Origin of the sequence: Flavobacterium sp. H122 (assembly GCF_004959765.1) — a bacterium.
GTDB lineage: Bacteria > Bacteroidota > Bacteroidia > Flavobacteriales > Flavobacteriaceae > Flavobacterium.
In genome coordinates, this window is sequence record NZ_SJZD01000002.1 from 37,635 (window position 1) to 62,891 (window position 25,257).

Consider the following 25,257-nt stretch of genomic DNA (forward strand, 5'->3'; position numbering starts at 1 on the left):
ATGAAGAATGAAATTGCACAAGGCCTTTTAAATAGTATTTCTTATATCGAATATAGAAAAGTTGTTACTGCTTTATTAAAACAGGGTAAAGCTTCAGGAAATGAACAGTCGGAAGATTTACTGCATTATAGTTTTTTGAATGAGACGAGAATGAATCGTTTGGATAAAACACTTAGTGTGCCCGAGGATATTGCCGGTCAGTTAAAAAGCCTGAAAAAAAAATATACCTGGTTGGTTTTAACCGAAGGCTGGTGTGGAGATGCCGCTCAAATCAATCCTATTTTATTTAAAATGGCATCAGTAACGAATAAGATAGAACTGCGTTTTGTTTTCAGAGATGAAAATGATGGTTTAATGAATTGTTTTTTAACAAACGGTAGCCGTTCCATCCCAAAAGTTATTATACTTGAAAAATCACATAATGACCTAAAGGCAAGTTGGGGACCAAGACCCGAAGGGGCATCCAATCTTATCAAAAGTTACAAAAAGCAATATGGTGTCGTGGATGAAACAGCCAAGACAGAATTACAATTGTGGTATCTGCACGATAAAGGATTAAGTACGATGCAGGAGCTGACTAATTTGATGGTTCATATTGAAGAATTAGGACATCAGAAGATTTAAAATAAACGGCCATATACTCCCAAACTAAACAATACATTAGAAGGTTTGTTGTTGAAATGAAATCCATAATCGGATAGTTCCACCAGTAAACCTATATTTTCGGGACCTTCAAAAGATAAGTTGATCCGGCGGTATCTACCCTGCATATCTCCTCTTCCTATTGCATATCCTCTTCCATAACCTAGATTGATTACAAGTCTGCCTTGTTCGTCTCTGAAAAAGGGACTCAGACGTAAGTTTGCGAATAATGGAACAGCGACTAACTTTTGTTTTAACCGGATGTCAATTCCAGTGTTGAAACTAATTCCCAACCATTTATTTTTTTGAAGTCCGAAACCGTATTTTACGCCTAAGCTGTTTGGTATAAATAAAGGTTTGCTTTCGTCTTCTTCCGTATAAGGGTCATCATCTTCGTCGTTTATACTTAAAGAAGTTGTGATTTCAAATTGCTTAAATACAGGGCTTATAGGTCTTGTTCTTTCGTATTTTGGTTTAATAGAGTCCTGAAGTGTTGAGCCATAAAGAGATGTGTCTTGAGAAAAGGCTAATGATGATAAAAGAAAAAAAAGAAGTAAAAACCTATTTTTCATTTCTAGGAATCAATTTATCAAATGCTTCCGGAGTTACTGCATTTTCAACACTGTAATCGCCAATTTTAGTTCGGCGTAAAGCTGTTAAATGTGCTCCAGACTGCAAAGATAAACCAAAATCATGAGCCAACGAACGAATATAAGTACCTTTACTGCAGGTCACTCTGAAATCAATTTCAGGTAAGGCAATTCGGGTAATCTCAAATTCGTGAACGGTGGTTTTTCTGGCTTCAATTTCGACTTCCTCTCCCGCACGGGCGTGTTCGTACAAGCGTTTTCCGTCTTTTTTGATGGCTGAAAAAACAGGCGGTTTTTGATCAATTTCACCAATGAATTGCTTTACAGTCTCATGAATCAATGATTCTGTGATGTGTTCAGTTGGGAAAACCGCATTAATTTGGGTTTCCAAATCATAGGAAGGCGTAGTAGAACCAATATGGATAGTTCCTGTGTATTCTTTGGCCTGTCCCATTAATTCAGGAATTCTTTTGGTGAATTTTCCTGTACAAACTATCAGTAAGCCAGTAGCCAGTGGATCTAAAGTTCCGGCATGACCGATTTTGAATTTTTTAGGTAAATCCAATCGGTTTTTCAAAACATATTTCAGTTTGTTCACCGCTTGAAATGAACTCCATGTCAACGGTTTGTCAATCAGTAAAACCTGACCGTTTAATATTTCTTCTTTGGTATACAAACCAGTATTATTTTAAATAGGTGAAGTAAATCAATAATAATGTTCCGGCTACGATACGATACCAGCCCCAAGGCTTAAAACCGTATTGTTTGATAATGCCGATAAAGAATTTAATAGCCAAAACCGCTACGATAAAAGCAACAATATTACCCACAATAAACATAGTAATGGTATCCTTTGACTGTAAAATCAATTCATAACCTTTCATTTGGCTATGCTCATAAGTTTTAAGAAAAACAGAATAACAAGTTACGGCTAACATAGTAGGGACCGCAAGAAAGAAAGAGAATTCAGCGGCAACATGACGGGTTAATCCCTGCTGCATTCCGCCAATGATGGAAGCTGCACTTCGGCTTGTACCCGGCATCATAGCCAGACATTGCCAAAAACCAATGGTTACTGCTTTTTTGATTGTAATATTTTCTTCCTGAATCACAGTCGGATTTTGGAAATATTTATCGATAAAAAGCAGTACAAATCCTCCAACAATCAATACTATTGCTATTGGAACCGGGTTTCCTAATACGGCTTCAATTTTGTCATCAAATAATTTTCCTAAAACCAAAGCAGGCATCACCGCACATGCTAATTTAATATAGAAGTATATTTTACTGAAATCGAAAAACTTTTTCCAGTATAAAAACACCACAGCCAGAATAGCTCCAAACTGAATGGATACCTGGAATAATTTTACAAAATCATCTTCCTGTATTCCAAAATAAGAGCTGGTAAAAATCATGTGTGCCGTTGAAGAAACAGGTAAATATTCTGTTAATCCCTCAACTATTGCGATAAGTATTGCTTTGAGTAAATCCATTTTTAGATTGTTAGACTGATTGGATTCTTAGACTGCTTAGATTGCTTTTCAAAGTCTAATTGGTCTAATTTTCTAAAATTGTCTAGTTGTCTGTTTTTTTGAAAATTGAATAAACGGTAATCCCGAATCCCAGAAGTACTACCGTTGGAGCTAAACGGATTCTTCTGAAGCTGAAAATTTCCGGATTAAAAACATTGGGGTCATCACTGCCACCACCTGTCATTAAAATGAATCCTAAAGCTATGATTCCCAGTCCAATCAATAAAAATTTATAGTTTACTTTCTCAAACAGAAAGCCTTCTTTGTTTTCTTCCATTTTTATATAAATTATGTTGCTTTCCAGTGCTTCAAACAATTTTGCCTTCGAGAACTGCAGTCAACGGTGGCTGAGGTTCCCGAAGCCACCTTGTTATATTTTAATATAAATCGTCAGTTCTTAAGTTCAGGAAACGTTGCGTGGCAAAGTAAGTACTTAACCAAGTGATTAAAATACCTATGCCGAATACGCCTATTAAAATCACAACAATTGAAAACACATCGTTAAAAACTCCTAACGTAGGCCAAACACTGTTTACGTAAAACAAAACTGCCAGTAAACTTGCAATGGCTACTCCGGCACCTATCATTCCCAATTTGATACTTCTCCAGATAAATGGTTTTCTGATGAACGCTTTTGTGGCTCCAACCATCTGCATGGTTTTAATGATGAAACGGTTGGCATAAATGGATAAGCGTAATGAACTATTGATTAATAAAACAGCCACAACAGTTAAAAAACCACTGATGATTAACACCCACATACTTGCTTTTTTAACGTTTTCGTTTACCATTTTCACTAACTGTTTATCGTAAAAAATATCAGCAACCAAAGGGTCTTCTCGTAACTGTCTTTCAATTTTTGCAACACTGTCATTTTCTACATACGCAGCACGTAAATGAATGTCAAAAGAATTTTTTAGAGGGTTCATTCCCAAAAATTCTGTAAAGTTTTCACCTAAAGTCTTTTCATGATCTTTAGCAGCCTGTTCTTTTGAAACAAAAACGTAATCTTTTGCAAACTTTGCAGCTTTAAGCATCTCGCCATACTTCGTAAGAGTTGTGTCTTGAGCATCGTCTTTAAAAAACACAGTCATTGTAATGCCTTCTTTGAAATCATTGGATAATTTTTGGGCATTTACAACAAATAAAGCCAATAAGCCTAACATAAAAAGTACTAAACCTACACTTAGTACCACTGAAAAATAAGAAGTAATTAACCGGCGTTTTTGAAAGTTTTCAAAAGATGAACTCATACTGCAAAAATTATTTGGGGTAAAAATAGCAAAGAATTTCTTTATTTAAACGGGTTTTGTGATAAAATTAGTCATTCTGATCCGTTTTTCCGATGAAAAAGTAGTAGGAAGTATTTTACAAGGTTAAAGATGCTTTCAAACTTACTGCTATTTAAAGTTTCCAGGTTCTCCCAAATAAATGTAAATTTATCATACAGTTTTGGCTGAACACATTCTTATAACTGCAATTATATCAAACGAACTGAAAATGGAATACAGAATTGAAAAGGATACAATGGGTGAGGTGAAAGTTCCAGCCGATAAATATTGGGGAGCTCAAACCGAAAGATCCAGAAATAATTTTAAAATTGGAGCACCAGCCTCAATGCCGAAAGAAATCATAGAGGGTTTTGCTTATCTCAAAAAAGCAGCTGCGTATGCCAATTGCGAACTTGGAGTTCTTTCTATAGAAAAAAGAGATGCCATCAGTATGGTTTGCGATGAAATTTTAGCCGGTAAACTGGATGACCAATTCCCATTGGTAATCTGGCAAACTGGCTCAGGTACCCAAAGTAATATGAATGTCAACGAAGTGATTGCCAATCGTGCCCAGGTTTTGGCTGGTTTCAAAATAGGTGAGGGGGAACAAATCATAAAAACCAATGATGATGTTAATAAATCGCAGTCATCCAACGATACTTTTCCAACTGGGATGCACATTGCAGCGTATAAAATGATTGTTGAAATAACCATTCCCGGAATTGAAAAACTTCGGGATACTTTGAAAGCAAAATCTGAGGATTTTAAAAATGTTGTAAAAATCGGCCGTACCCATCTCATGGATGCGACACCATTAACATTGGGTCAGGAAATTTCAGGTTACGCTGCCCAATTGGAATACGGATTGAAAGCACTCAAAAACACTTTACCTCATCTGTCGGAATTGGCTCTTGGAGGAACTGCAGTAGGTACGGGTTTAAATACTCCTGATGGTTATGATGTAAAAGTGGTTCATTATATTGCAAAATTTATAGGACATCCGTTTGTAACCGCACCAAATAAATTTGAAGCTTTGGCTTCACACGACGCTATTGTAGAATCGCATGGTGCATTGAAACAACTGGCCGTTTCCCTGAATAAAATTGCCAATGATATCCGTATGCTGGCTTCGGGACCACGCTCCGGAATCGGGGAAATTTTTATTCCCGAGAATGAACCGGGTTCTTCTATTATGCCCGGTAAAGTAAATCCAACACAATGTGAAGCACTTACTATGGTTTGTGCGCAGGTAATGGGCAATGATACGGCAATTTCAGTTGGCGGTATGCAGGGACATTATGAATTGAATGTCTTTAAACCCATGATGGCTGCCAATATTTTACAATCGGCACGTTTACTTGGTGATGCTTGTGTTTCATTTGATGAACATTGTGCGCAGGGTATCGAGCCTAATAAGACAAGGATTAAAGAATTGGTTGATAATTCATTAATGCTGGTAACGGCTTTAAATACAAAAATTGGCTATTACAAAGCAGCCGAAATTGCACAGACTGCCCATAAAAATGGAACCACCCTCAAAGAAGAAGCGATACGGTTAGGATATGTTTCCGCAGAAGATTTTGATGCTTGGGTGAGACCTGAAGATATGGTGTAAATCAGTTTATTACTTTAATCAAACTTAAAAGCCTGTAAAATTTCCAGTTTCTTATAATAAATGTAAATTTGCGACTTAAATTTAAGTAAGCAGTCACAGTCGCAGTATGCATAAATGCATTTTGTGTAAGAAACTGAGACTGAAAACTGAGACTGAAAACTGATTAAAGATGAAGTATTTCCACAACGAAATCGAAGCCAAGTGGCAACAATATTGGGCCGAAAATGGCACTTTTAAAGCGTCCAACAATAGTGACAAACCTAAATACTATGTATTAGATATGTTTCCTTATCCTTCAGGAGCAGGATTACACGTGGGGCATCCTCTAGGATATATAGCTTCAGATATTGTCGCACGTTTTAAAAGACATCAAGGGTTTAATGTATTGCATCCACAAGGATACGATTCGTTTGGTTTACCAGCAGAACAATATGCTATTCAAACAGGGCAACATCCTGAAAAAACAACTAAAGAAAATATTGCACGTTACCGTGAGCAATTAGATAAAATTGGATTTTCTTTTGATTGGAGTAGAGAAGTACGTACTTCAAATCCTGATTATTATAAACACACCCAATGGATTTTTATCCAATTGTTTGAATCATGGTATAACAACGATACCAATCAAGCAGAAGATATTGCGACATTAGTAACAAAATTTCAAAAAGAAGGAAATGCAAATGTGAATGCGGTTTGTGATGATGCTATCGCTCCTTTTACAGCAGATGAATGGAATGCTTTTTCTTCTGATGAACAACAAAAAATTCTATTACAATATAGATTAACCTATTTAGCAGAAACCGAAGTAAACTGGTGCCCGGCATTAGGAACGGTTTTAGCGAATGACGAAATCGTAAACGGTGTTTCAGAACGTGGTGGACATCCGGTAATTCGTAAAAAAATGACCCAATGGTCGATGCGTATTTCGGCGTATGCAGAACGTTTGTTGCAAGGTTTAGAAACTATCGATTGGACAGAATCATTGAAAGAATCGCAACGTAACTGGATTGGAAAATCGGTTGGGGCGGCAGTGACTTTCAAAGTACAAAATCACGATGCGGTAATTGATGTGTTTACCACACGTCCTGATACTATTTTTGGAGTGACATTCATGACTTTGGCTCCAGAGCATGAATTGGTGGCTCAAATTACCACTCCAGAACAAAAAGAAGCGGTAGAAGCTTATGTGGAAGCTACTGCAAAACGTTCGGAAAGAGAAAGAATGGCCGATGTAAAAACCATTTCGGGAGTATTTACAGGGGCTTATGCAGAACATCCGTTTACTAAAGAAGCGATTCCAGTTTGGATTGGGGATTATGTATTAGCAGGTTATGGAACAGGTGCAGTTATGGCTGTCCCTTGTGGAGACGATCGTGATTATGCGTTTGCTAATTTCTTCAAAGGAACAAACGGCATGCCTGCCATCAAAAATATTTTTAACCAGGATATTTCCGAAGCGGCTTACGGCGAAAAAAGTGGTTTCGAATTAGTAGATTCTGATTTCTTAAACGGATTGGACTATAAAAACGGAACGGAAAAAGTTATTGAAGAGCTGGAAAAAATTGGTGCCGGTAAAGCCAAAGTGAATTACCGTTTGCGTGATGCGGTTTTCTCCCGTCAGCGTTATTGGGGTGAGCCGTTCCCGGTATATTATGTGAACGGAATGCCGCAAATGATTGATGCTAAACATTTACCTATTGTTTTACCGGAAGTGGAAAAGTATTTACCAACGGAAGATGGGCAGCCACCTTTAGGAAATGCTACAGATTGGGCTTGGGATACCGTAAACAATACCGTGGTTTGCAATGAGGCTGTTGATAATGAAAAAGTATTTCCTTTGGAATTAAATACGATGCCGGGTTGGGCAGGTTCGTCTTGGTATTGGATGCGTTATATGGATGCCTCCAATGAAAATGAATTTGCTTCTGCGGATGCTTTAAAATACTGGGAAAATGTAGATTTATACATTGGCGGTAGCGAACATGCTACGGGTCACTTATTGTACTCTCGTTTTTGGAACAAATTCTTAAAAGACAGAGGTTTTGCACCAACTGAAGAACCATTCAAAAAATTGATCAATCAAGGGATGATTTTAGGAATGAGTGCTTTTGTATACAGAAGTGAAGATTCTAAAACATTATATTCTAAAGGTTTGATTAAAGATAAAAATGTGCATCCAATTCATGTTGATTTATCCTGTATCAATGATGTTACAAATGAATTAGATATTGAAAAATTCAAAGCACATCCTTTGTATTCTGACTATGCAAATGCTGAATTTGTCTTAGAAGATGATAAATATATCGTAGGACGTGAAGTCGAAAAAATGTCGAAATCAAAATACAACGTAGTTAATCCAGATGATATTTGTAATGAATACGGAGCTGATACGCTGCGTTTGTACGAAATGTTTTTAGGTCCATTAGAACAGGCAAAACCTTGGAATACTGCAGGTATTACAGGAGTTTACGGATTCTTGAAAAAACTATGGCGTTTGTATTTTGATGACAACGGTTTGATTGTAACTAACGACGAACCAACTGCCGATATGTATAAATCGTTGCACAAAACGATCAAAAAAGTAACAGAGGATATTGAGAATTTCTCATTCAATACATCGGTGTCGCAGTTTATGATTTGTGTGAATGAGTTATCACAGCAAAAATGCCACCATAGAGCTATTCTGGAACCATTGGCTGTAATTGTTTCTCCTTATGCACCGCATATTGCTGAGGAATTATGGAGTGCCTTAGGTCATGAAGGTTCGATCGCTACGGTAGCGTTCCCTAAATGTGAAGAAAAGTATTTAGTAGAAAGCGAAAAAGAATATCCTGTATCTTTCAATGGGAAAATGCGTTTCACAATCAAATTACCATTGGACTTGACCGCTGGTCAAATCGAAGAAATTGTAATGGCTGATGAGCGTACACAAAACCAATTACAAGGAAGAATTCCCAACAAAGTGATTATCGTTCCAGGAAAGATTATTAACTTGGTGGGATAGTTTTGGATTTGTCTGGTAGGGTATCTGGATATAAAATCTAAAAGACTCATAATAAAAAAGCTATGACATTGTGTTATAGCTTTTTTATTTAAGATGATTTGTATTGCGTTTTAGAGCTTGTTAATCATTATTTGGTTTTTTAGTGATGATTTTTTAGTGATGATTTTTAAATCAACTAAGAAGCTTCATTGGCTTCTTCCGTTTCTTTGATGTAAGCATATTTTTCTATCAATTCATCAGGAACAGATTCCTTGTTGGATACTTTATGAACAAAGAAATATCGTGCAAAGTGATAGCTCATATCCTCCCCAAAGAAATTTTCAAACATCTTTGTCAGTTCCTCTTTACGATAAAAATGTAATGGTTTTATATCTTCATCAATCTTTCTTTTTTGCTTTTTTTCGACCAGTATTTTTTCGTAATCATAATCGGGAATAAGGGTAATTTTTTCGGCCGCTTGTCGTATTTTTTCGCAAAAATCAGCTCCATTTTCACCAAAATAATTATCAATTAACCCGATGACTTTCGCTTCCTGAGTAGAAACCGGCATACATTCATCCGTAAGTTGAAACGCCTTTGCGTTACCAACTCTTTGAGGCAGAAGATATGTCCAGTACTCGGAACCGTATAAACCGCCCATTTTTTTATAGTGAGGATTCAAGATAATGCCCTTTCTTGCATATATTTTATCGGCTGCCAGAGCCATAATAACGCCACCGGCTCCCGCATTACCTTGCATAGCTGAAATAATGACTTTGGAGGTGGTATTAATCACTTCTTTTACAAAATCATTAATAGCATTAATATTTTTCCAAGATTCATCTGCTGGGCTTTCAGCATGCTCAATCATATTTAAATGAATTCCGTTTGACCAAATGTCGCTTCCTCCCATCAAAACCAGCACTTTTGTTGTTGATCTGTTTACAGCCTCTTTAAAAGCATCCAGTAATCGATAACATTGTTCAGTGCTCATGGCTCCATTGTAGAAATCAAAATGGAGGTAACCAACTTTATTTTTCTCAGTATAGCTTATTTCCCTAAAAGTAGCTATTCCTTGATAATGATTATTAAAAGGTAAAAACTCAGAGATTGGAACATTGTCAAGTGAAAAAGGAGGAAGTGCCATTGCTGCTTCGATTTTGTATGAAGCATTTTTAGGTTTTAGATGTGTGAGCCAGATGGCACCATTGCCGGTAGCCATGCAAATGGCATTATAACGCCGGGCAATAATTTTTCCAGCTGTGTGACCTCTAAGTATTTCTTCGAGATGGGCACCATACACAAAATATTCATTGTTGTTAATTGTAGTCAGGATGCCGGGACTGCTGTCGGCGGCTTTTATTTTTCGTATTATGCTTTCCGATGTATCATTCCAATTAAAAATTCTGTCTTCTTGTTTGATAACAGCATGAAGTCTCCCTTTGATTTCAGGATTGTTATAATCTAGAGGAGTAGGTTTGAATTTTTTAGTTTTGAATTTTTCTATGGCTTCAAGGATGCATTCTATTGCGGCTTGAGTAATCTCATGGCGATAAATGTTGCCTTTTGTAATGGATGATAATTCTCGGACTTTAAACAATCGGTATGCCCATATATCACCTCCATCCATTTCTTCGTTGGCTTGCAGTAGTGTTACTCCCCATTCTTTGTCATTGTTCATGATAGCCCAATCTAAAGAATATGCACCTCGATCGCCCCTGATACCAGGATGAACAATCAGACAAATGTAATTTTTCCAAATGGCTTCCGGAATTGCCTTTTTAAGAAAAGGTGCAATGACGAGTTGTGGTTGAAAGTTTTCAACGGCTGCAATAATGGATTTCTCGTTGATAAGTTGATGTACATGAATTTCATGGCCTAAAAGTTTAAGCTCTACAAATATTCTTTGACTCAGTCCGTTAAAAGAACTTACGGTAAAAAAGATTTTCATATTTCACGTAAGATTTAGATTCAATGTGAATATAATTCATATTAATCAATAATAAAAACATTTTGTAAGAAAAAAACTATTTTTTTAAGAAAATGATTGATTTGTTAAAAAAACAATAAATCTGGTTTTCAGATGATTATATTAAAAGTAATTGAAAGATGAAAATCACATTTTCCTATGCTACTGGAATGACCTCATCTGTAATTTTATTACGATGCATAGGAAATTCACACAAAAAATAAACATATTTTAAATAATAAATTTAAAAGTAAAGTAGTATCACCCATTATGAGTTGATTGGATTAATTGTCTCTATAACAAGTTGTAGATAAATGACAAGTTGTCATTTTTAAATATTGGTTCAAAATTTGTTGCTCTTTTAAAAAAACGAAATTATGTTAGGATATTATATTTTAATTGGAGGAATTGCTCTGGTAAGCTGGATAGTGAGCAGCCGTTTACAAAGTAAGTTTGATCATTATTCGAAAGTGCATTTGCGCAATGGAATGAGTGGTGCGGAAATTGCCCAGAAAATGCTTAACGATCACGGAATTTATGACGTACAGGTGATTTCAACGCCGGGCAGATTAACGGACCACTATAACCCGTTGGATAAAACGGTAAACTTGTCAGAAGCGGTTTATAATCAGCGAAATGCAGCAGCAGCAGCAGTTGCCGCGCATGAATGTGGCCATGCGGTACAGCACGCAACGGCATACAGCTGGTTAACCATGCGTTCTAAAATGGTGCCTATGGTGAATGTGTCTTCCACTTTGTCGCAATGGCTGATTATGGGTGGACTGATTCTGGGAATCGCTTCAAAAGGATTGTCAATTGGCTATATAGTGGCATTGATAGGTTTGGCATTAATGACTATTGCAACCGTTTTTTCATTAATTACTTTACCTGTAGAATATGATGCAAGTCATCGCGCCTTGGCTTGGTTGAAAAGTAAAAACATGGTAAGCCAACAGGAATATGCAGGTGCTGAAGATTCCTTGAAATGGGCGGCAAGAACCTATCTGGTTGCGGCAATTGGTGCAGTAGCTTCAATGCTGTACTGGGCAATGCAGGTTTTCGGAAGAAGAGAATAAGGCAATAAATTTTCAAACAACAAATCCCAAATTCTGGTCACTGAGCTTGCCGAAGTGGGAATTTGGGATTTGCTTTTTTGTTGTTTGATATTTGTCATTTAGGATTTCTAAAGCTGTATCTGTCTTTCTATTTGCTGGTCCAGTGAGATAAAAGTTTCTGTTCTGGATACGCCTTCAATAGCCTGGATTTTGGAATTAAGCAACTGCATCAGATGTTCGTTGTCCCGGCAGATAATTTTTATTAAAATACTCCAGTTACCCGTGGTGTAATGACATTCCAATACTTCCGGAATTTTTCTCAATTCTCGGACAGCTTCCGGGTTTCTGGCAGCCTTGTCCAGATAAATACCCACAAAAGCCATGGTACTGTAACCTAACACTTTGGTGTTGACAATAAATTTTGACCCCGATATTACTTTGGCTTCTTCCAGTTTTCGCAAGCGCTGATGGATAGCTGCTCCTGAGATTCCTATTTTATTGGCAATCTGAAGAATGGGTTTGCGGGCGTCTTCCATTAAGTAACGAAGGATTTCTTTGTCGATACCGTCTATCTCAATTTGGAGGTGATTTATCTTCATAAGGTTACAGTTTGAAATTTAAAGATACGATTTTCTTTCTTTTTGAAACATAGAATTTGGTTATGACTATGTTGTAAAAGTTGTTTAGGCAATAATTTCCACTTCCTAACGTTTCATTATCAACCTACTATATGTTTAACCCTAATTCTATCACGTAATGAGCAAATGTCGATTAGTATCATGGATAGTAATTTGTTTTTCCATAATTACATCCGCAACAGGTCAGGAAACCGCAGCAACATCAAATTCTATTGGTAACCAATTCAACTATATCTTAGAAAAATCTGAAAGTTACAAGGATTTGAAAGTGGTGAAAAAGCAATGGATTGAAAACTTAAAATCGGATGTTTTGAGTTCAATTTCTAAAGTTGAAAGCGAACTGAACAGTTCAAAAATGGCTTTTAACCAACAGGCAGCACAAATGAATTCGTTGAAAGTAAAGCTTGACAAAGTAAATTCTGAATTGCAGGAATATACAAATTCAGGTCCTTCCATCACTTTTTTAGGAATTCAATTCAACAAAAGCTTTTTTAACGGACTGCTGTCTTTTATTCTGTTGGGTTCTGTGCTTTCTGTAGCTTTTTTTGCGTACCAATTCAAAAAAATGAATTCGGAATCCACTCATTCCAAGAGTGTTTTGAATGATTTGGAAGAAGAATATCAGGAGTATAAAAGAAAAGCAATTGAAAGGGAGCAAAAGGTGAGCCGTCAACTGCAGGACGAACTCAATAAACAAAAGCAATTTGCAAATTAAAATTTCAATAAAAAAAAGACCTGTTTCAATTAGAAACAGGTCTTTTTTTGAAATAAACTGGTTATAGTATTATTTGTATCCTTTGTACTGAACTTGTTTTTCATGGAAGATAACCCCGTAGTCCTCAAGCTCTTTTAAGATAGGTTCGTATACTTCTTTTTTAATTGGAAGCTGCACACCCGGTGTTTTAATGTTTCCGTTCAAGATTTGCAAAGTAGCCATGGCTACCGGTAAACCAACCGTTTTTGCCATAGCAGTATACGTTTGGTCGTCGCCTATACAAACCATAGTAGCATCGATTTGTTTGCGCTCGCCTTTGATTTCATAACCAAATTTATGATACATGACAATCATGTCTTTGTCATGTGCTTGAAGTGTCCACGAATCGGTAAGTATTTTTTCAAGGGCTTGTGCCGGAGTTGCATTTTTTAAACCTATTTTCTTTTCGTCATTGAATAAATCCAGTTCTACCAATTTATCCCACATGACATCGTCCTGATCAATTTTTAACTGATGGCGTAATTTAATTTCAACAGAATCTGTTGGGTGATACGGTAAAAACAAGTTTATAAATCCACGGTAGCTCATGTGTTCAGAATCATCAATTACATAAGTATCATCAGTCATGCCTAATTGCACAAACATATCCCATGCTTTTGAATAACCCACGCGACGGATGGTTCCTCTAAAAACAGTTAAAGCATCATCCAAACGGTAAACACTTCTGTATTTTAATGAATCTCTGTTGGCATAACCTTCAAAACGGCCATAACCTTCTACTTCAAGAAATTCTGTTCTTCTGAATAATTTGTTGTATGGTATGTATTTGTAAGTGCCTTCCTGAATGAATTTGGCTGCGCCTCCTTGTCCCGCTAAAACCACGTTTCTTGGAGCCCAGGTAAATTTATAATTCCAAAGATTGTTGTCACTTTCCGGAGCGACCAATCCACCGCAAAATGATTCGAAAAGAATAACATGGCCGCCTTGTTCACGGATTTCATCCAGAACTTTCATGGCACTCATGTGGTCAATTCCCGGGTCAAGACCCACTTCGTTCATGAATACCAGTCCGTTTTCTTTAGCCTGTGTGTCTAAAGCCTGCATAGCATCACTAATGTAAGATGCTGTTACCATATGCTTTTTGAAAGTGATGCAGTCTTTAGCCACTTCAATATGCATATGAGCCGGCAGCATTGAAATTACAATATCTGCTTTTTGAATTTCTGCCTGACGTTGATCAGCGTTGTTAATATCCAATGCAATAGCAGTAGCATTTTTGTGTCCGTTTGTTTTGCGTTGTGCTAATTCTAAAGATAAATCACCAATGGTAAGGTGTAAATTTTCGCTTTCCGATTTTTCTAAAAGGTATTTTATAAGCGATGAAGCAGAACGGCCTGCTCCAATAATTAATATATTTCTCATTAGTTATGGTTTAGTAAAAATCACACAAAAGTAATGAAATGTTATTTTTAAGAAAGCTTTCGTTTGAAAAATGAAAAATTATTACAGATTGTGTAGTAAATTTGAAGAAAATTTTCACGACAAATGGAAAAGAAAATTCTGATAACAGCTTTAAGTTTTGGTTTTGTATCTATTGTTTTAGGTGCTTTTGGCGCACATGCCTTGAAAAAAGTTTTAACCGCAGATCAATTGACCTCGTTTGAAGTGGGTGTACGCTACATGATGTACCATGCTTTGTTTTTGCTGTTTGTAGGGAGTGCTTCGGCATTGCTGCCGGGACAAAAAAATGTAGTTTACAACCTGACATTGATTGGAACGCTGTTTTTTTCTGTCTCTATTTTCCTGCTTTCAACACAAACCATATCAGGTGTTAATTTTAAATTTTTAGGACCTGTAACACCCATAGGAGGTCTCTTGTTAATTGCAGCGTGGGCAATGGCTACCTATTACATTATCACAAAAAAAGGCTAAACTGTGAGGCTATTCAAATAATATTTTTACTTTTGCCGTTATAAAAAAAACACAACTTATCGTAAATTTATGGAAACATACACCCCATCTACGAAAACGATTTCGCTAGAAAAATACGGAATCACTGACGTTAAAGAAATTGTATATAATCCTTCATACGAATTATTATATCAGGAAGAATTGAACCCTTCTCTGGAAGGTTATGAAAGAGGACAGTTAACAGAACTAGGTGCTGTTAATGTAATGACTGGTGAGTTTACAGGCCGTTCGCCTAAAGACAAGTATATTGTTAAAGATGCTGTGACAGAAAACACTATTTGGTGGACTTCAGAAAAAGCAGTAAATGATAACAAACCTATTTCTACTGATACCTGGAATGCGTTAAAGAAAAATACAGTAGATCAGCTTTCAGGAAAAAGATTATTTGTCGTTGATACTTTTTGTGGTGCCAATGAGAACACACGTTTAAAAGTACGTTTCATTGTTGAGGTGGCTTGGCAGGCACATTTTGTGAAAAATATGTTCATCCGCCCTACAGATGCTGAATTAGCAACTTACGGAGAACCGGATTTCGTGGTAATGAATGCTTCAAAAAGAGGTTTTGCTGATTATAAAGCACACAACTTGAACTCTGATGTATATGTAGCTTTCAACTTAACTGAAAAAATCCAGTTAATTGGAGGTACTTGGTACGGTGGTGAAATGAAGAAAGGTTTATTCTCTATGATGAACTACTACTTACCGCTTCAAGGAATGGCTTCTATGCACTGTTCTGCTAACAAAGGTAAAGACGGTGATGTTGCTGTATTCTTTGGTTTATCTGGAACAGGAAAAACAACTTTATCTACAGATCCTAAACGTGAATTAATTGGTGATGATGAGCACGGATGGGACAATGACGGTGTTTTCAACTTTGAAGGTGGATGCTATGCAAAAACTATCGACTTAAGTAAAGAAAACGAACCTGATATCTTTGGTGCAATCAAAAAAGATGCATTATTAGAAAACGTAACGGTTGATGCTGACGGAAAAATCGATTTCAAAGATGGTTCAGTTACACAAAATACACGTGTTTCTTACCCAATTTATCATATCAATAACATTGTAACTCCGGTTTCAAAAGCGGGACATGCAACTAAAGTTATTTTCTTAACAGCGGATGCTTTTGGAGTAATGCCTCCGGTTTCCAAACTGACTCCAGAGCAGACAAAATACTACTTCTTGTCAGGTTTCACAGCTAAATTAGCAGGAACTGAAAGAGGTGTTACACAACCGGAACCAACATTTTCAGCTTGTTTCGGGAAAGCATTTTTATCATTACACCCAACTAAATACGGTGAGGAGTTAGTGAAAAAAATGGAAGAGCACAATGCTAAAGCGTACATGGTAAATACAGGTTGGAACGGTACAGGAAAACGTATTTCTATTAAAGATACCCGTGCTATTATTGATGCTATCTTAGACGGTTCTATAGAAAATGCTGAAACTGCAGTAGTGCCTGTGTTCAATTTCAATGTGCCGACAGCATTGCCAAATGTAGATACCAACATCTTGGATCCAAGAAATACGTATGCTGATGCTTCTGAATGGAGTGCTAAAGCAGAAGATTTAGCCGGAAGATTTATTAAGAACTTTGTTCAATATACAGATAACGAAGAAGGTCAGAGTCTTGTAAAAGCAGGCCCGCAATTATAATACGGTTATTAATTCAATTGAATACGAAAAGAGTTGCTCATAAGGCAACTCTTTTTGTTTTTTATACTTTAATTTTTATTTGTTATTGATTGTATTTTGGAATTTTTCAAACAGCTGAATGGTCTTTTCGCTTACTTCCTGATAGGTTAGCCGGTCTTTTGTTTGGTATAAAAGCATAAAAGCATAGTTTTTATCTTCAACAGCGTCTAATAAAATGCTTTTATTCAGCCGATACGCCTCACGTAAGACACGTTTGTAATAATTCCGATCAACAGCTTTCTTAAAGTGCTTTTTTGACACAGAAACGCCCAATTTAATGTTAGAATCATCTAACTCGGAAACTTGGACATATACTAACCGCATCGGGTATTTTGAAACCGATTTTCCTTCAGAGAACAATTGGTTTATCAAAGTGCGACTTTTAAGCTTTTCGTGTTTTGGGTATGTGTTTTCCATTGTGACAAAGATAAATAATATTGTCATTTTATGATGACAAGGAATAATTTGTATACTTGCAAAAATTTTTAAAAAATGAAAAAAATAATATTAGTTATTTTGTTGATTAGTACTTTAAATACTTTTTCAAGTGAATTATTTAAGTTCCAATTGGCTAAAGATGAAAAATTGGAAGGTACTTATTCGGCTGAATTTGGTTCAAATAAAACAATTCATGTCGCATTAATTAAAAACAGCGAAACTGGAAAATTTTTATTTTCACCATACTTAGTTGATGAGAACAATAAGGTTTCTAAATTAGAATCGTTTGTAATGTCTAAAAAGCTTCAAATTCTTTCTTATCACCTAAATGATGATGTTGCTACTTTTTCTAATTATGATGAGGAAGAAAAGTTGTTGTATGTAATTGATTTCAATTTAACAACAGGTAAAAGTAAAAGCATTACAACCAAACTGAATCAAAAAGCAGATAATATTTTTAGGTTTCAAGACAAAACAATATTTGTTTTCTTTGATAAAAAATTAGGTATTTCCTTTAAAACTATCAAGAATACTGTAACTAAATTTGAGTCTAGTATAAACGTAAGTTCAGAAAAACTAAAGGTTTTTAAATCTGCAGTAAACGCTTTACCTGAAGCTGTAAATCAAACAGAATATGTAGAAAATGGGTCGATACAAAAGGCAAAGACTTATATTGTAGATAATAAGCTAATAATGACTTTTGAAACAGATAAACATGTAATTGAAATTTTTAAGTTTGATTTAAACGAAAGCCTGTTTAGTGCATCATCTATAAGTCCATATTCTTTAGATTCATTAAGAGACTTTAGTAATTATGTTTTTGATAATAAAATTGCAACTCTTGGTGTTAACGCAAAAGATGCATCGCTTTCATTTTATGACGTTGGTAATTTGAATAAAATAGCCACTTTATCACTTGCCTCTATAGTTGATGAGCCAATTTTAAAAGATTTTATAAAAACTACCTCCAAATTCAGTTTCAGACCAACATTAACGATAAACAAGAACATCAATGGGAAATATATTTTACGAATCGATAATGTAGATGAAAATACATATAGTTACAATTATAATTGGTGGTTTCATCAGTGGTTTTTTCAACAACAAATGTGGCATCAACAAATGATGATGAACCAAATGAGAATGAATCAGATGAATTTTTCTCGTGGTGGTTTTGGACCCAATGTTAATTTTTTAGAAGATGATCGTTATTTCTTTAAAGATCAAAAAAAAGCCATTCAAATAGTTTTGGATTTAGACTTAAATACTGTTTTGAATGATACTAAAGAAACACAAATGAAATATATAGATAGAGATGATTATGTAGATAAATATAAACAAAATGGCCGAATCAAGGAGTTTTCATCTTCTTTTACAAAAGATGAATTTAGATATATTTATCAAGACAAAAAATCTAAAGTAATTACTATTTTTTCTGAAAAAATCTAATAAAAATGGCGAACTCTCAGTTCGCCATTTTTAATTTTCAAGATTTACTTTTTAAAGTAAGTATTGTTTTCTCTGTTCACATCGGCCATTAAACCACTATTATCAATTACAATAGATTTAATGTTTGATTTTGTTTTATTGATTGTGAAATCAAAAGTCGGATAAGCCCAGTCCCAGCCTTCCAAATCGGTTCTTTTTAAAGAGGTTTCATTGGGTTTTGACCAGCGCATTAAAACCTGCGGGATGTAAAACAATTCCTGACTTCCATCTTCATAAGTTACCGTAATGTCCAGAGGCATTGGCATACGGCCAATTCTTTCCAAAGTAATTTTAGTAGAATTTCCGTTTTCGGTTACTTGTTTTACCCCATAATCGATAGTGTTTGTCGTTTGCGTCCAATCGACTAAATACCAGTCAAGGTTTGCTCCCGAAACTTTTTCGGCAGTGTGTTTGATATCGTTAGGAGTAGGATGCGTCATTTTATAATCGGCATAATAACGCTTTATGGTTTTATGCAGGTTTTCTTTACCGATGATATATTCCAGCTGTGACAGGAAAAGATTTCCTTTGCTGTAGGCCTGAATGCTGTACGGACGGTTTTCGTCGTATCTGTCAGCATGTGTTCCCTGAGGCTGTTCTTTTCCGGATTTTACCAATGAAGCATATCCTCTGTAGGAGTCTTCATGAGGATTGATTAATTTCTTTTCCGCAATTTCGTTCATTCCGTAGTTTTCCAGCCAGGTTGTAAACCCTTCATCCATCCAGCTGTGTTTTGCTTCGTTGGTAGCCAAAACGTGCTGGAACCAAGAATGCGCCATTTCGTGAGCCGTTACGCCAACTAATCCTTCGAATGTGCCTTCACCCAGAATTAAGGTACACATGGCATATTCCATACCGCCGTCACCACCTTGGATTACTGAGTATTGTTTGTACGGATACTGACCTACAGTTTTGTTGTAAATGTCCATTAACTGTGAAGTCTTTGGCTGCAGATTTTTCCAGTTTTGAATAAATTCAGTTTTGTTTTGGTACAAGAAATGCAGTGTCACACCATCAGGGCGAACTAATTTATCGTGAAGATAATCTTTGTCTGCTGCCCATGTAAAATCATGTACATCAGGAGCGTTGAAATGCCATGTTAAGGTTTTTGCTTTTTTAGGATAGACTACTTTTACGCCTGTATCTTCATAACCTTTTCCGATTTCGTTTGCGTTTTGCAGGTAACCGCTTCCGCCCAAGACATAATTCTTGTCGATTGTAATTTTCACATCGAAATTGCCCCAAACACCGTGGAATTCACGTGCGATGTATGGATCGGCCTGCCATCCGTCCATATCATATTCCGCCAGTTTAGGATACCATTGCGCCATGGAAAGCTCAATACCTTCTTTACTGTTTCTTCCACTACGGCGGATTTGAACAGGAACCTGTCCGTCAAAATCCAAAGTGAATGTTGTAGAAGTTTTAGGTAACAATGGTTTTGCCAGATCAACTTCTAAAACTGTACTTACACGTTTGTTGTTAACAGCAGCACCATCCTGTTTTAAGTTGTTAACGTATAAATAGCCTATTTCGTTAGGTTTTAAAACGGAAATACGGCTTTCTTTTACTTCTTTGTCACCAACTTTTGTTTTAGTAACCATTCGGCCGTCAGGATCTTTAATCGATTTTAAACGGGCGTCCATTGGGCTGTTAGGCTGAAAAGCATTGTTAAACAAATGGAAATACACTTTTTTTAAGGTATCCGGTGAGTTGTTTGTATACACTAAAGTCTGTTTCCCTTTGTATTGATACGTTTTTACATCCATATTGACTTCCATTTTGTAGTCAGCATGTTGCTGCCAGTAACCTGGGTTTGGGTTGTTTTGGCCAAAAAAACTAAAGGGTACTAATAATAGGAGATATTTTTTCATGGGTAACTAAATAAAAAGAAGGGAGAAAACTCCCTTCCAAATATACTAATTTTAGGAATAAGTTAATTTTTCGATAATTTTTCTGCTAAAATCAAGGCATTATACGCATTGACAATTTTTCCTGTTTTCGAAATTTTATCTAAAGTGGTCGCATCGCCGCTGTCACCTGAGATAGTAAAAGTGTTTGTTAATGGAGTTCCTGAATCCATTATAATGTGTTTTACCTGAGACGCAGTTAAGGTAGGGTAGAATGCTCTGATTAAAGAAGCTACGCCGGCAACATTTGGAGATGCCATAGAAGTTCCCTGTAAATAATCATACTTGTTGTTAGGTACTGTGGCATATATTTTTACACCTGGAGCGAAAACATCCACACTTTCCTTTCCGTAGTTTGAAAAATCCGCCATTACTTTGGAACCATATTCATAGTTTAAAGCGCCTACTGTTAAAACGTTATCAGCAAATTCCGGACTTTTTCCATCAGCGTCATTTGGATAATTAGGTTTTACATCAATATTTTCGGCATCATTTCCTGCTGCGTGAACAAATAAAACATCTTTGGATTCGGCATATTTGATTGCATCGTAAACCCATTGTTTGTTAGGAGAGAATGCTTTACCGAAGCTTCCGTTGATTACTTTTGCACCGTTATCAGCCGCATAACGGATAGCCAAAGCGATATCTTTGTCATACTCATCCCCATTAGGTACCGCACGGCATGCCATGATTTGCACAAAATTTGTCGCTACACCGTCACCGCCTTTACTGTTATTGCGGACCTGAGCGATGATACCGGCTACGTGAGTACCGTGTTTTCCGCTTTCTTTTGTAGGTCCAATTACGTTGTTGTTGCCGTATTTCGTTTGAGTAATGTCATAAGGGTTGTCACCTACAACTTTACGTCCGTCAAATTCAGTATTCAAATTGTAATTGAACTGGTCGTAAACATATTCTTTATAGTCGTTTATTTCGGCGTCAAATTTTGATTTATCACCGCCAATGTTTGTCATTACCTGCGTAATGATGTTTTGCGACTGCAGCAGACTTTGATCGGTGGTCTTTATAGCTTTAACTTCAGCAAGTGTATAATTGGTTTTTTTAAGATATGCTGCCACGGCTTTATCAGCATTTAAAATCATATCCAGCTGCTGTTTTTGTGGTTCTAACTCGGCTTTCTTTTGCGTAAGCTGGGCTAAAGCATTCTCATACTGTATCGATCCGTCATTGCCTTTTTTTACAATACGGGTCAGTTCCAGCTGTTCATTGTCAGAATCGCCTAAAAAATTCCAGCCATGCATGTCGTCTACGTATCCATTATTGTCGTCATCTTTTTTGTTTCCGGCAATTTCTTTGGGGTTTGTCCAAACAGATGATTTTAAATCTTCGTGTTCGATATCGATACCTGAGTCCACAACGGCCACTATAATTTTATTTGCTTTTTTTCCTTTCAATAATTCAGCATAAGCTTTATCAACACTCATACCCGGAACAGTGTCTTTTACTAAATCCAAGTGGCTCCAGCGCTGTAAGTCTTTTTCAGCAAGAGGCGTTGTTTTCAGAGGCATTTGATCAATTTTTGCAGGATCAATGCTGACAATTCCTTTAGGTGCGCTGCAGCTGGCAATCATCAATCCTATGGCACCTGTAAAAGTTATAGTTCTTAAAATTCTCATACGTATAAATTTATGAATGTAAATATCTGATTTATCTAAATAAATTAAAGGTTTTTAACATTAGATTAATATATCCTCACAGCGGAAAACGTCTTTTAAACGCACCCCTTTTTCAGTTTGTTCTACGGTAATAATTTGATTGTGGGCGTCGTGCTCTAACCATAAATAATAATTGTTTTCTGCCGCATTATTAAGAAACTTCGTTTTTTCAGGTAAAGTCAGCAGCGGGCGGGTATCGTATCCCATAACATAAGGAATAGGGATGTGACCTGCAGTTGCCAGTAAATCGGCACAAAAGACAATGGTTTTTCCATTATAGTTGATGTGCGGAATCATTTGTTTTTCGGTATGGCCGTCAGCGTAAAAAATTCCAAATCCCAATTCATCGGAAATTCCAAAATCTGATTCAGGACGGTTGATGTATTTTAACTGGCCGCTTTCCTGCATTGGTAAAATGTTTTCTGCCAAAAAAGAGGCTTTCTCACGGGCATTAGGTTTAGTAGCCCATTCCCAGTGGTTTTCATTGCTCCAAAATACAGCATTTTTGAAAGCAACTTCGTAACCTGTGCGGTCTTTGTTCCATATTACACTTCCGCCGCAATGGTCAAAATGCAAATGTGTCATAAAGACATCGGTCACATCATCACGGTGAAAACCATATTTTGCCAAAGATTTATCCAGAGAAAAATCGCCCCAAAGTGAATAGTAACCAAAGAATTTATCGGACTGTTTGTTACCCATTCCGGTGTCGATTAAGATTAACCGATTGCCGTCTTCAATCAGCATGCAGCGTGCGGCAATGTCAATTAAATTGTTTTCATCGGCCGGGTTGGTTTTGCTCCAGATAGTTTTTGGAACCACGCCAAACATGGCGCCGCCATCAAGTTTGAAATTACCGGTTTCTATTGGGTATATTTTCATGTTTAAGATGTTTCAATAGTTAAAAATAAAAAACCACTCTAAAAGAGTGGTAAATTTAGTTCTTAAGTTTTTCAAAAAGAAGTTTAAGCTCCGGTTTTTCTTTGAAAGTATATTTTGATTTTTTAATTCTGTCTTTAATATGTTTGATTCTGTCTATTGTAACAGGATGTGAACTTAAAAATTCAGGGACAGAAATTCCGGTTTCCTTTTCTTCTGTCTGCAGTCTTGAAAACAAATCAATCATTCCGTTTGGATTGATCTGATTTTGAAACATCATTTTAAGCCCTTCCTCATCCGATTGTTTTTCAAAACCTCTTGAAAACGACAATGATTGTAAATTATTGGCATGTTCCCCTAAAATAGCCATAACTCCATTGACATCCCCTAAAACGGCCGATATAAAAAAGTATCCTGATAAATCCCTGCACAGTGATTTCATGGAATGCCTGTGGTTCACATGCGCCGCTTCATGTCCTAAAAGTGCTGCCAGTTCTTCATAATTTTTCATTTTATCCAGTATCCCGGTGTAAACAACAATGTTCCCGTCCGGTAATGCAAAGGCATTTACTGTTTCTGATTTTACTACTGTAAATTGTAGCTTCTTAGAGTTGTTAAGCTGCAGTTTTTTTGCAAATTCATTTAAAATCTTTGATTTCTCCAATTCTTTTTCTTCAGTGACCATGGTCTGTTCATAAACCATATTGCCTAATTCTATATCGTAGCTTTCAGGAATGATTGCCACCGTTTTTTCACCCAACCAGGGGATGAAGTAAAAGTAAGACAGTATTATTGCCGTCAATATTCCAAAAGCAATTAATGTATGGGCCTTTAGTCCTAATTCCAATAAAGTATCATACCAATTTTGATGTCCGTGGCTTTTTAAAAGCGGATAGGCTTTTTTTATAAAATCCGGATCAGAAATAAAAATCTGCTGTACAGGGTCGTCACCATACAGGCAGATCAAATTATTGTTGTTTTTAGAAAATTTAGTTTCTGTGTTTTTCCAGGTGATTTTTTTTAAACCGATTTCAAAACTCAGCTTTCCCTGTTTGAAGTCAAAAAAGACCTCAATGTTTTGAGGCAATGAGGTCTTTCCGTCGTAAAATCTTCCTTTTGTGTTAAATAGCATACAGTTACATTACAAAATCCATATCTAACATATCACCAATGTCTTCTCCTGTTGCATCTTTGTATGCTGCTTCAGTTTGGTGGATATTATCTAAATCGATTGTTCCTTCAAGTTGAATGTTTGAAGCGATATATTTAAAAGTTCTCATTTGTACCCATGCATATCCTAATCCCAGTGTAAACATCAGGATAATAACATTTACTAACGTTAGTTTGAATATACCTCCGCCGGTTACTGACGTTTTAAAATCAATAGATTCGTTGTTTTTGTAAAGTTTAAGATTATCGATATAGTATTCTATGATTTCTTTTTGCCACCAAAACATATATACCCCAAAAGTTATTAATGTAAGCAGGTATCCTTTGATGTTTAACACAAGGTAATCTGCGCCGTTACCATCATATTTCATTTCAATATCCCCAAATCTGATATTGCCGATGATGTATTTTCTAAGATTGATAATAAACCAAGAGCCATAAATTCCAAAAGTAATGATTGTCAGACCGAACCATTTTAGAAAATTCACTATCAATTCGTTTCTGTTACCTCTGTAACCAAAACGAATTCCTCTCCATGAAGTTCTTGACATACGGTATTTATAGCTGCCGTGTATTGCTATAGGTAAAACGGCAAAAAAGAACAGATAGAAAAGTAATAAGCCAATAAGAGGCATTCCCATAGTATTGAATATTATGACAATCCCAAATAAAAGAGCGAATAAACCAACAGCCTTTATGAATCCCATAAACATTTCTTTTCCGGTACCGTGAAACTCAAATGGTGAGTCGTTCAATGTTGTCTGGCTGTATAAGTATTTTAAGTTCTTCTCTTTTGCCCAGGGATAATAAAACCCCAAAGTTAATCCTGTTAAAAGCCAGTTAATGATAATAATCCCAAAATAGGTTTCGCCTTTTCCCTTAAAATCAATAAGGTAGTTTTTTGATTTAGTTAAATTTTGTTCCATGAATTAGATTAGTTTTTTTATTTCCATGCAATATAAATATTTTTAAATAAAAAATATCTATGAGTTAATTAGTTATAAAAATGTTAGTAATTAT

Annotated in this window: 22 protein-coding genes; 8 read left to right on the forward strand and 14 right to left on the reverse strand. The window is 36.1% G+C overall.

The annotated features are described in order from the left end of the window. A complete protein-coding gene (locus EZM65_RS03695; protein WP_136667191.1) occupies positions 1 to 624 on the forward strand; it encodes a thioredoxin family protein in 624 nt (207 codons plus the stop codon). Here the strand turns inward: EZM65_RS03695 and EZM65_RS03700 are convergent. The 5 genes from EZM65_RS03700 to EZM65_RS03720 form a co-directional block, all read right to left on the reverse strand. Beyond that, positions 621 to 1,214, reverse strand: coding sequence for a hypothetical protein (locus EZM65_RS03700; RefSeq protein WP_136667192.1), 594 nt, complete (start codon positions 1,212 to 1,214; stop codon positions 621 to 623). The two genes, EZM65_RS03695 and EZM65_RS03700, sit on opposite strands and share 4 nt — an antisense overlap. Next, on the reverse strand, positions 1,204 to 1,908 hold the full coding sequence (truB, locus tag EZM65_RS03705; protein WP_136667193.1) for a tRNA pseudouridine(55) synthase TruB: 705 nt from the start codon (positions 1,906 to 1,908) through the stop codon (positions 1,204 to 1,206). The genes EZM65_RS03700 and truB overlap by 11 nt, the downstream gene beginning before the upstream one ends. Positions 1,909 to 1,915: 7 nt before the next feature. After that, entirely contained in the window at positions 1,916 to 2,725 is an 810-nt protein-coding gene (locus tag EZM65_RS03710) for an undecaprenyl-diphosphate phosphatase (RefSeq protein WP_136667194.1), read from the reverse strand. Positions 2,726 to 2,807: 82 nt separating this feature from the next. After that, positions 2,808 to 3,041 (reverse strand): DUF3098 domain-containing protein, encoded by a 234-nt coding sequence (locus tag EZM65_RS03715; protein WP_136667195.1) that lies wholly within the window; start codon positions 3,039 to 3,041, stop codon positions 2,808 to 2,810. Between the two features lie 100 nt (positions 3,042 to 3,141). After that, on the reverse strand, positions 3,142 to 4,017 hold the full coding sequence (locus tag EZM65_RS03720) for an ABC transporter permease (RefSeq protein WP_136667196.1): 876 nt from the start codon (positions 4,015 to 4,017) through the stop codon (positions 3,142 to 3,144). Between the two features lie 247 nt (positions 4,018 to 4,264). Here EZM65_RS03720 and fumC point away from each other — a divergent pair, with 247 nt between their 5' ends. Beyond that, entirely contained in the window at positions 4,265 to 5,650 is a 1,386-nt protein-coding gene (fumC, locus tag EZM65_RS03725; RefSeq protein ID WP_136667197.1) for a class II fumarate hydratase, read from the forward strand. Between the two features lie 169 nt (positions 5,651 to 5,819). Next, a complete protein-coding gene (leuS, locus tag EZM65_RS03730) occupies positions 5,820 to 8,654 on the forward strand; it encodes a leucine--tRNA ligase (protein ID WP_136667198.1) in 2,835 nt (944 codons plus the stop codon). Positions 8,655 to 8,829: 175 nt separating this feature from the next. Here leuS and EZM65_RS03735 read toward each other — a convergent pair whose 3' ends face one another. After that, on the reverse strand, positions 8,830 to 10,584 hold the full coding sequence (locus EZM65_RS03735) for an enoyl-CoA hydratase-related protein (protein WP_136667199.1): 1,755 nt from the start codon (positions 10,582 to 10,584) through the stop codon (positions 8,830 to 8,832). Between the two features lie 395 nt (positions 10,585 to 10,979). Between EZM65_RS03735 and EZM65_RS03740 the strand changes: the two genes are divergently transcribed. Then, the gene (locus EZM65_RS03740) at positions 10,980 to 11,678 is read left to right on the forward strand and encodes a zinc metallopeptidase (protein ID WP_136667200.1); all 699 of its coding nucleotides are present in this window, start codon (positions 10,980 to 10,982) and stop codon (positions 11,676 to 11,678) included. Between the two features lie 107 nt (positions 11,679 to 11,785). Here EZM65_RS03740 and EZM65_RS03745 read toward each other — a convergent pair whose 3' ends face one another. Further along, the gene (locus tag EZM65_RS03745; protein ID WP_136667201.1) at positions 11,786 to 12,256 is read right to left on the reverse strand and encodes an Lrp/AsnC family transcriptional regulator; all 471 of its coding nucleotides are present in this window, start codon (positions 12,254 to 12,256) and stop codon (positions 11,786 to 11,788) included. Between the two features lie 157 nt (positions 12,257 to 12,413). On the opposite strand from EZM65_RS03745, the gene EZM65_RS03750 reads away from it, so the two are divergent. Beyond that, positions 12,414 to 13,010 carry a tRNA (guanine-N1)-methyltransferase gene (locus tag EZM65_RS03750; RefSeq protein ID WP_136667202.1) on the forward strand — a complete coding sequence of 199 codons (597 nt, stop codon included), beginning with the start codon at positions 12,414 to 12,416 and terminating at the stop codon, positions 13,008 to 13,010. 69 nt (positions 13,011 to 13,079) lie between these two features. On the opposite strand, the gene EZM65_RS03755 is transcribed toward EZM65_RS03750, so the two are convergent. After that, the gene (locus tag EZM65_RS03755) at positions 13,080 to 14,432 is read right to left on the reverse strand and encodes a saccharopine dehydrogenase family protein (protein WP_136667203.1); all 1,353 of its coding nucleotides are present in this window, start codon (positions 14,430 to 14,432) and stop codon (positions 13,080 to 13,082) included. A 123-nt stretch (positions 14,433 to 14,555) separates the two neighbouring features. On the opposite strand from EZM65_RS03755, the gene EZM65_RS03760 reads away from it, so the two are divergent. Together EZM65_RS03760 and pckA are read left to right on the forward strand one after the other, a co-directional pair. Next, complete coding sequence (locus EZM65_RS03760) at positions 14,556 to 14,942, forward strand: DUF423 domain-containing protein (protein ID WP_136667204.1); 387 nt, start codon at positions 14,556 to 14,558, stop codon at positions 14,940 to 14,942. 69 nt (positions 14,943 to 15,011) lie between these two features. After that, complete coding sequence (pckA, locus tag EZM65_RS03765) at positions 15,012 to 16,637, forward strand: phosphoenolpyruvate carboxykinase (ATP) (RefSeq protein ID WP_136667205.1); 1,626 nt, start codon at positions 15,012 to 15,014, stop codon at positions 16,635 to 16,637. A 75-nt stretch (positions 16,638 to 16,712) separates the two neighbouring features. On the opposite strand, the gene rnpA is transcribed toward pckA, so the two are convergent. Further along, positions 16,713 to 17,093 (reverse strand): ribonuclease P protein component, encoded by a 381-nt coding sequence (gene rnpA / locus EZM65_RS03770; RefSeq protein WP_136667206.1) that lies wholly within the window; start codon positions 17,091 to 17,093, stop codon positions 16,713 to 16,715. A 75-nt stretch (positions 17,094 to 17,168) separates the two neighbouring features. Between rnpA and EZM65_RS03775 the strand changes: the two genes are divergently transcribed. Further along, positions 17,169 to 18,563, forward strand: a complete 1,395-nt coding sequence (locus EZM65_RS03775) for a hypothetical protein (RefSeq protein WP_136667207.1) — start codon at positions 17,169 to 17,171, stop codon at positions 18,561 to 18,563. A gap of 44 nt (positions 18,564 to 18,607) precedes the next feature. On the opposite strand, the gene EZM65_RS03780 is transcribed toward EZM65_RS03775, so the two are convergent. The 5 genes from EZM65_RS03780 to EZM65_RS03800 form a co-directional block, all read right to left on the reverse strand. After that, on the reverse strand, positions 18,608 to 20,476 hold the full coding sequence (locus tag EZM65_RS03780) for a M1 family metallopeptidase (protein WP_136667208.1): 1,869 nt from the start codon (positions 20,474 to 20,476) through the stop codon (positions 18,608 to 18,610). Positions 20,477 to 20,538: 62 nt separating this feature from the next. Further along, positions 20,539 to 22,149 (reverse strand): S8 family peptidase, encoded by a 1,611-nt coding sequence (locus tag EZM65_RS03785; RefSeq protein ID WP_136667209.1) that lies wholly within the window; start codon positions 22,147 to 22,149, stop codon positions 20,539 to 20,541. 60 nt (positions 22,150 to 22,209) lie between these two features. Beyond that, a complete protein-coding gene (locus tag EZM65_RS03790) occupies positions 22,210 to 23,070 on the reverse strand; it encodes an MBL fold metallo-hydrolase (protein WP_136667210.1) in 861 nt (286 codons plus the stop codon). Between the two features lie 55 nt (positions 23,071 to 23,125). Further along, a complete protein-coding gene (locus tag EZM65_RS03795; protein WP_136667211.1) occupies positions 23,126 to 24,199 on the reverse strand; it encodes a M48 family metallopeptidase in 1,074 nt (357 codons plus the stop codon). Positions 24,200 to 24,203: 4 nt separating this feature from the next. After that, entirely contained in the window at positions 24,204 to 25,163 is a 960-nt protein-coding gene (locus tag EZM65_RS03800; RefSeq protein ID WP_136667212.1) for a YjgN family protein, read from the reverse strand. Between the last annotated feature and the right edge of the window lie 94 nt (positions 25,164 to 25,257).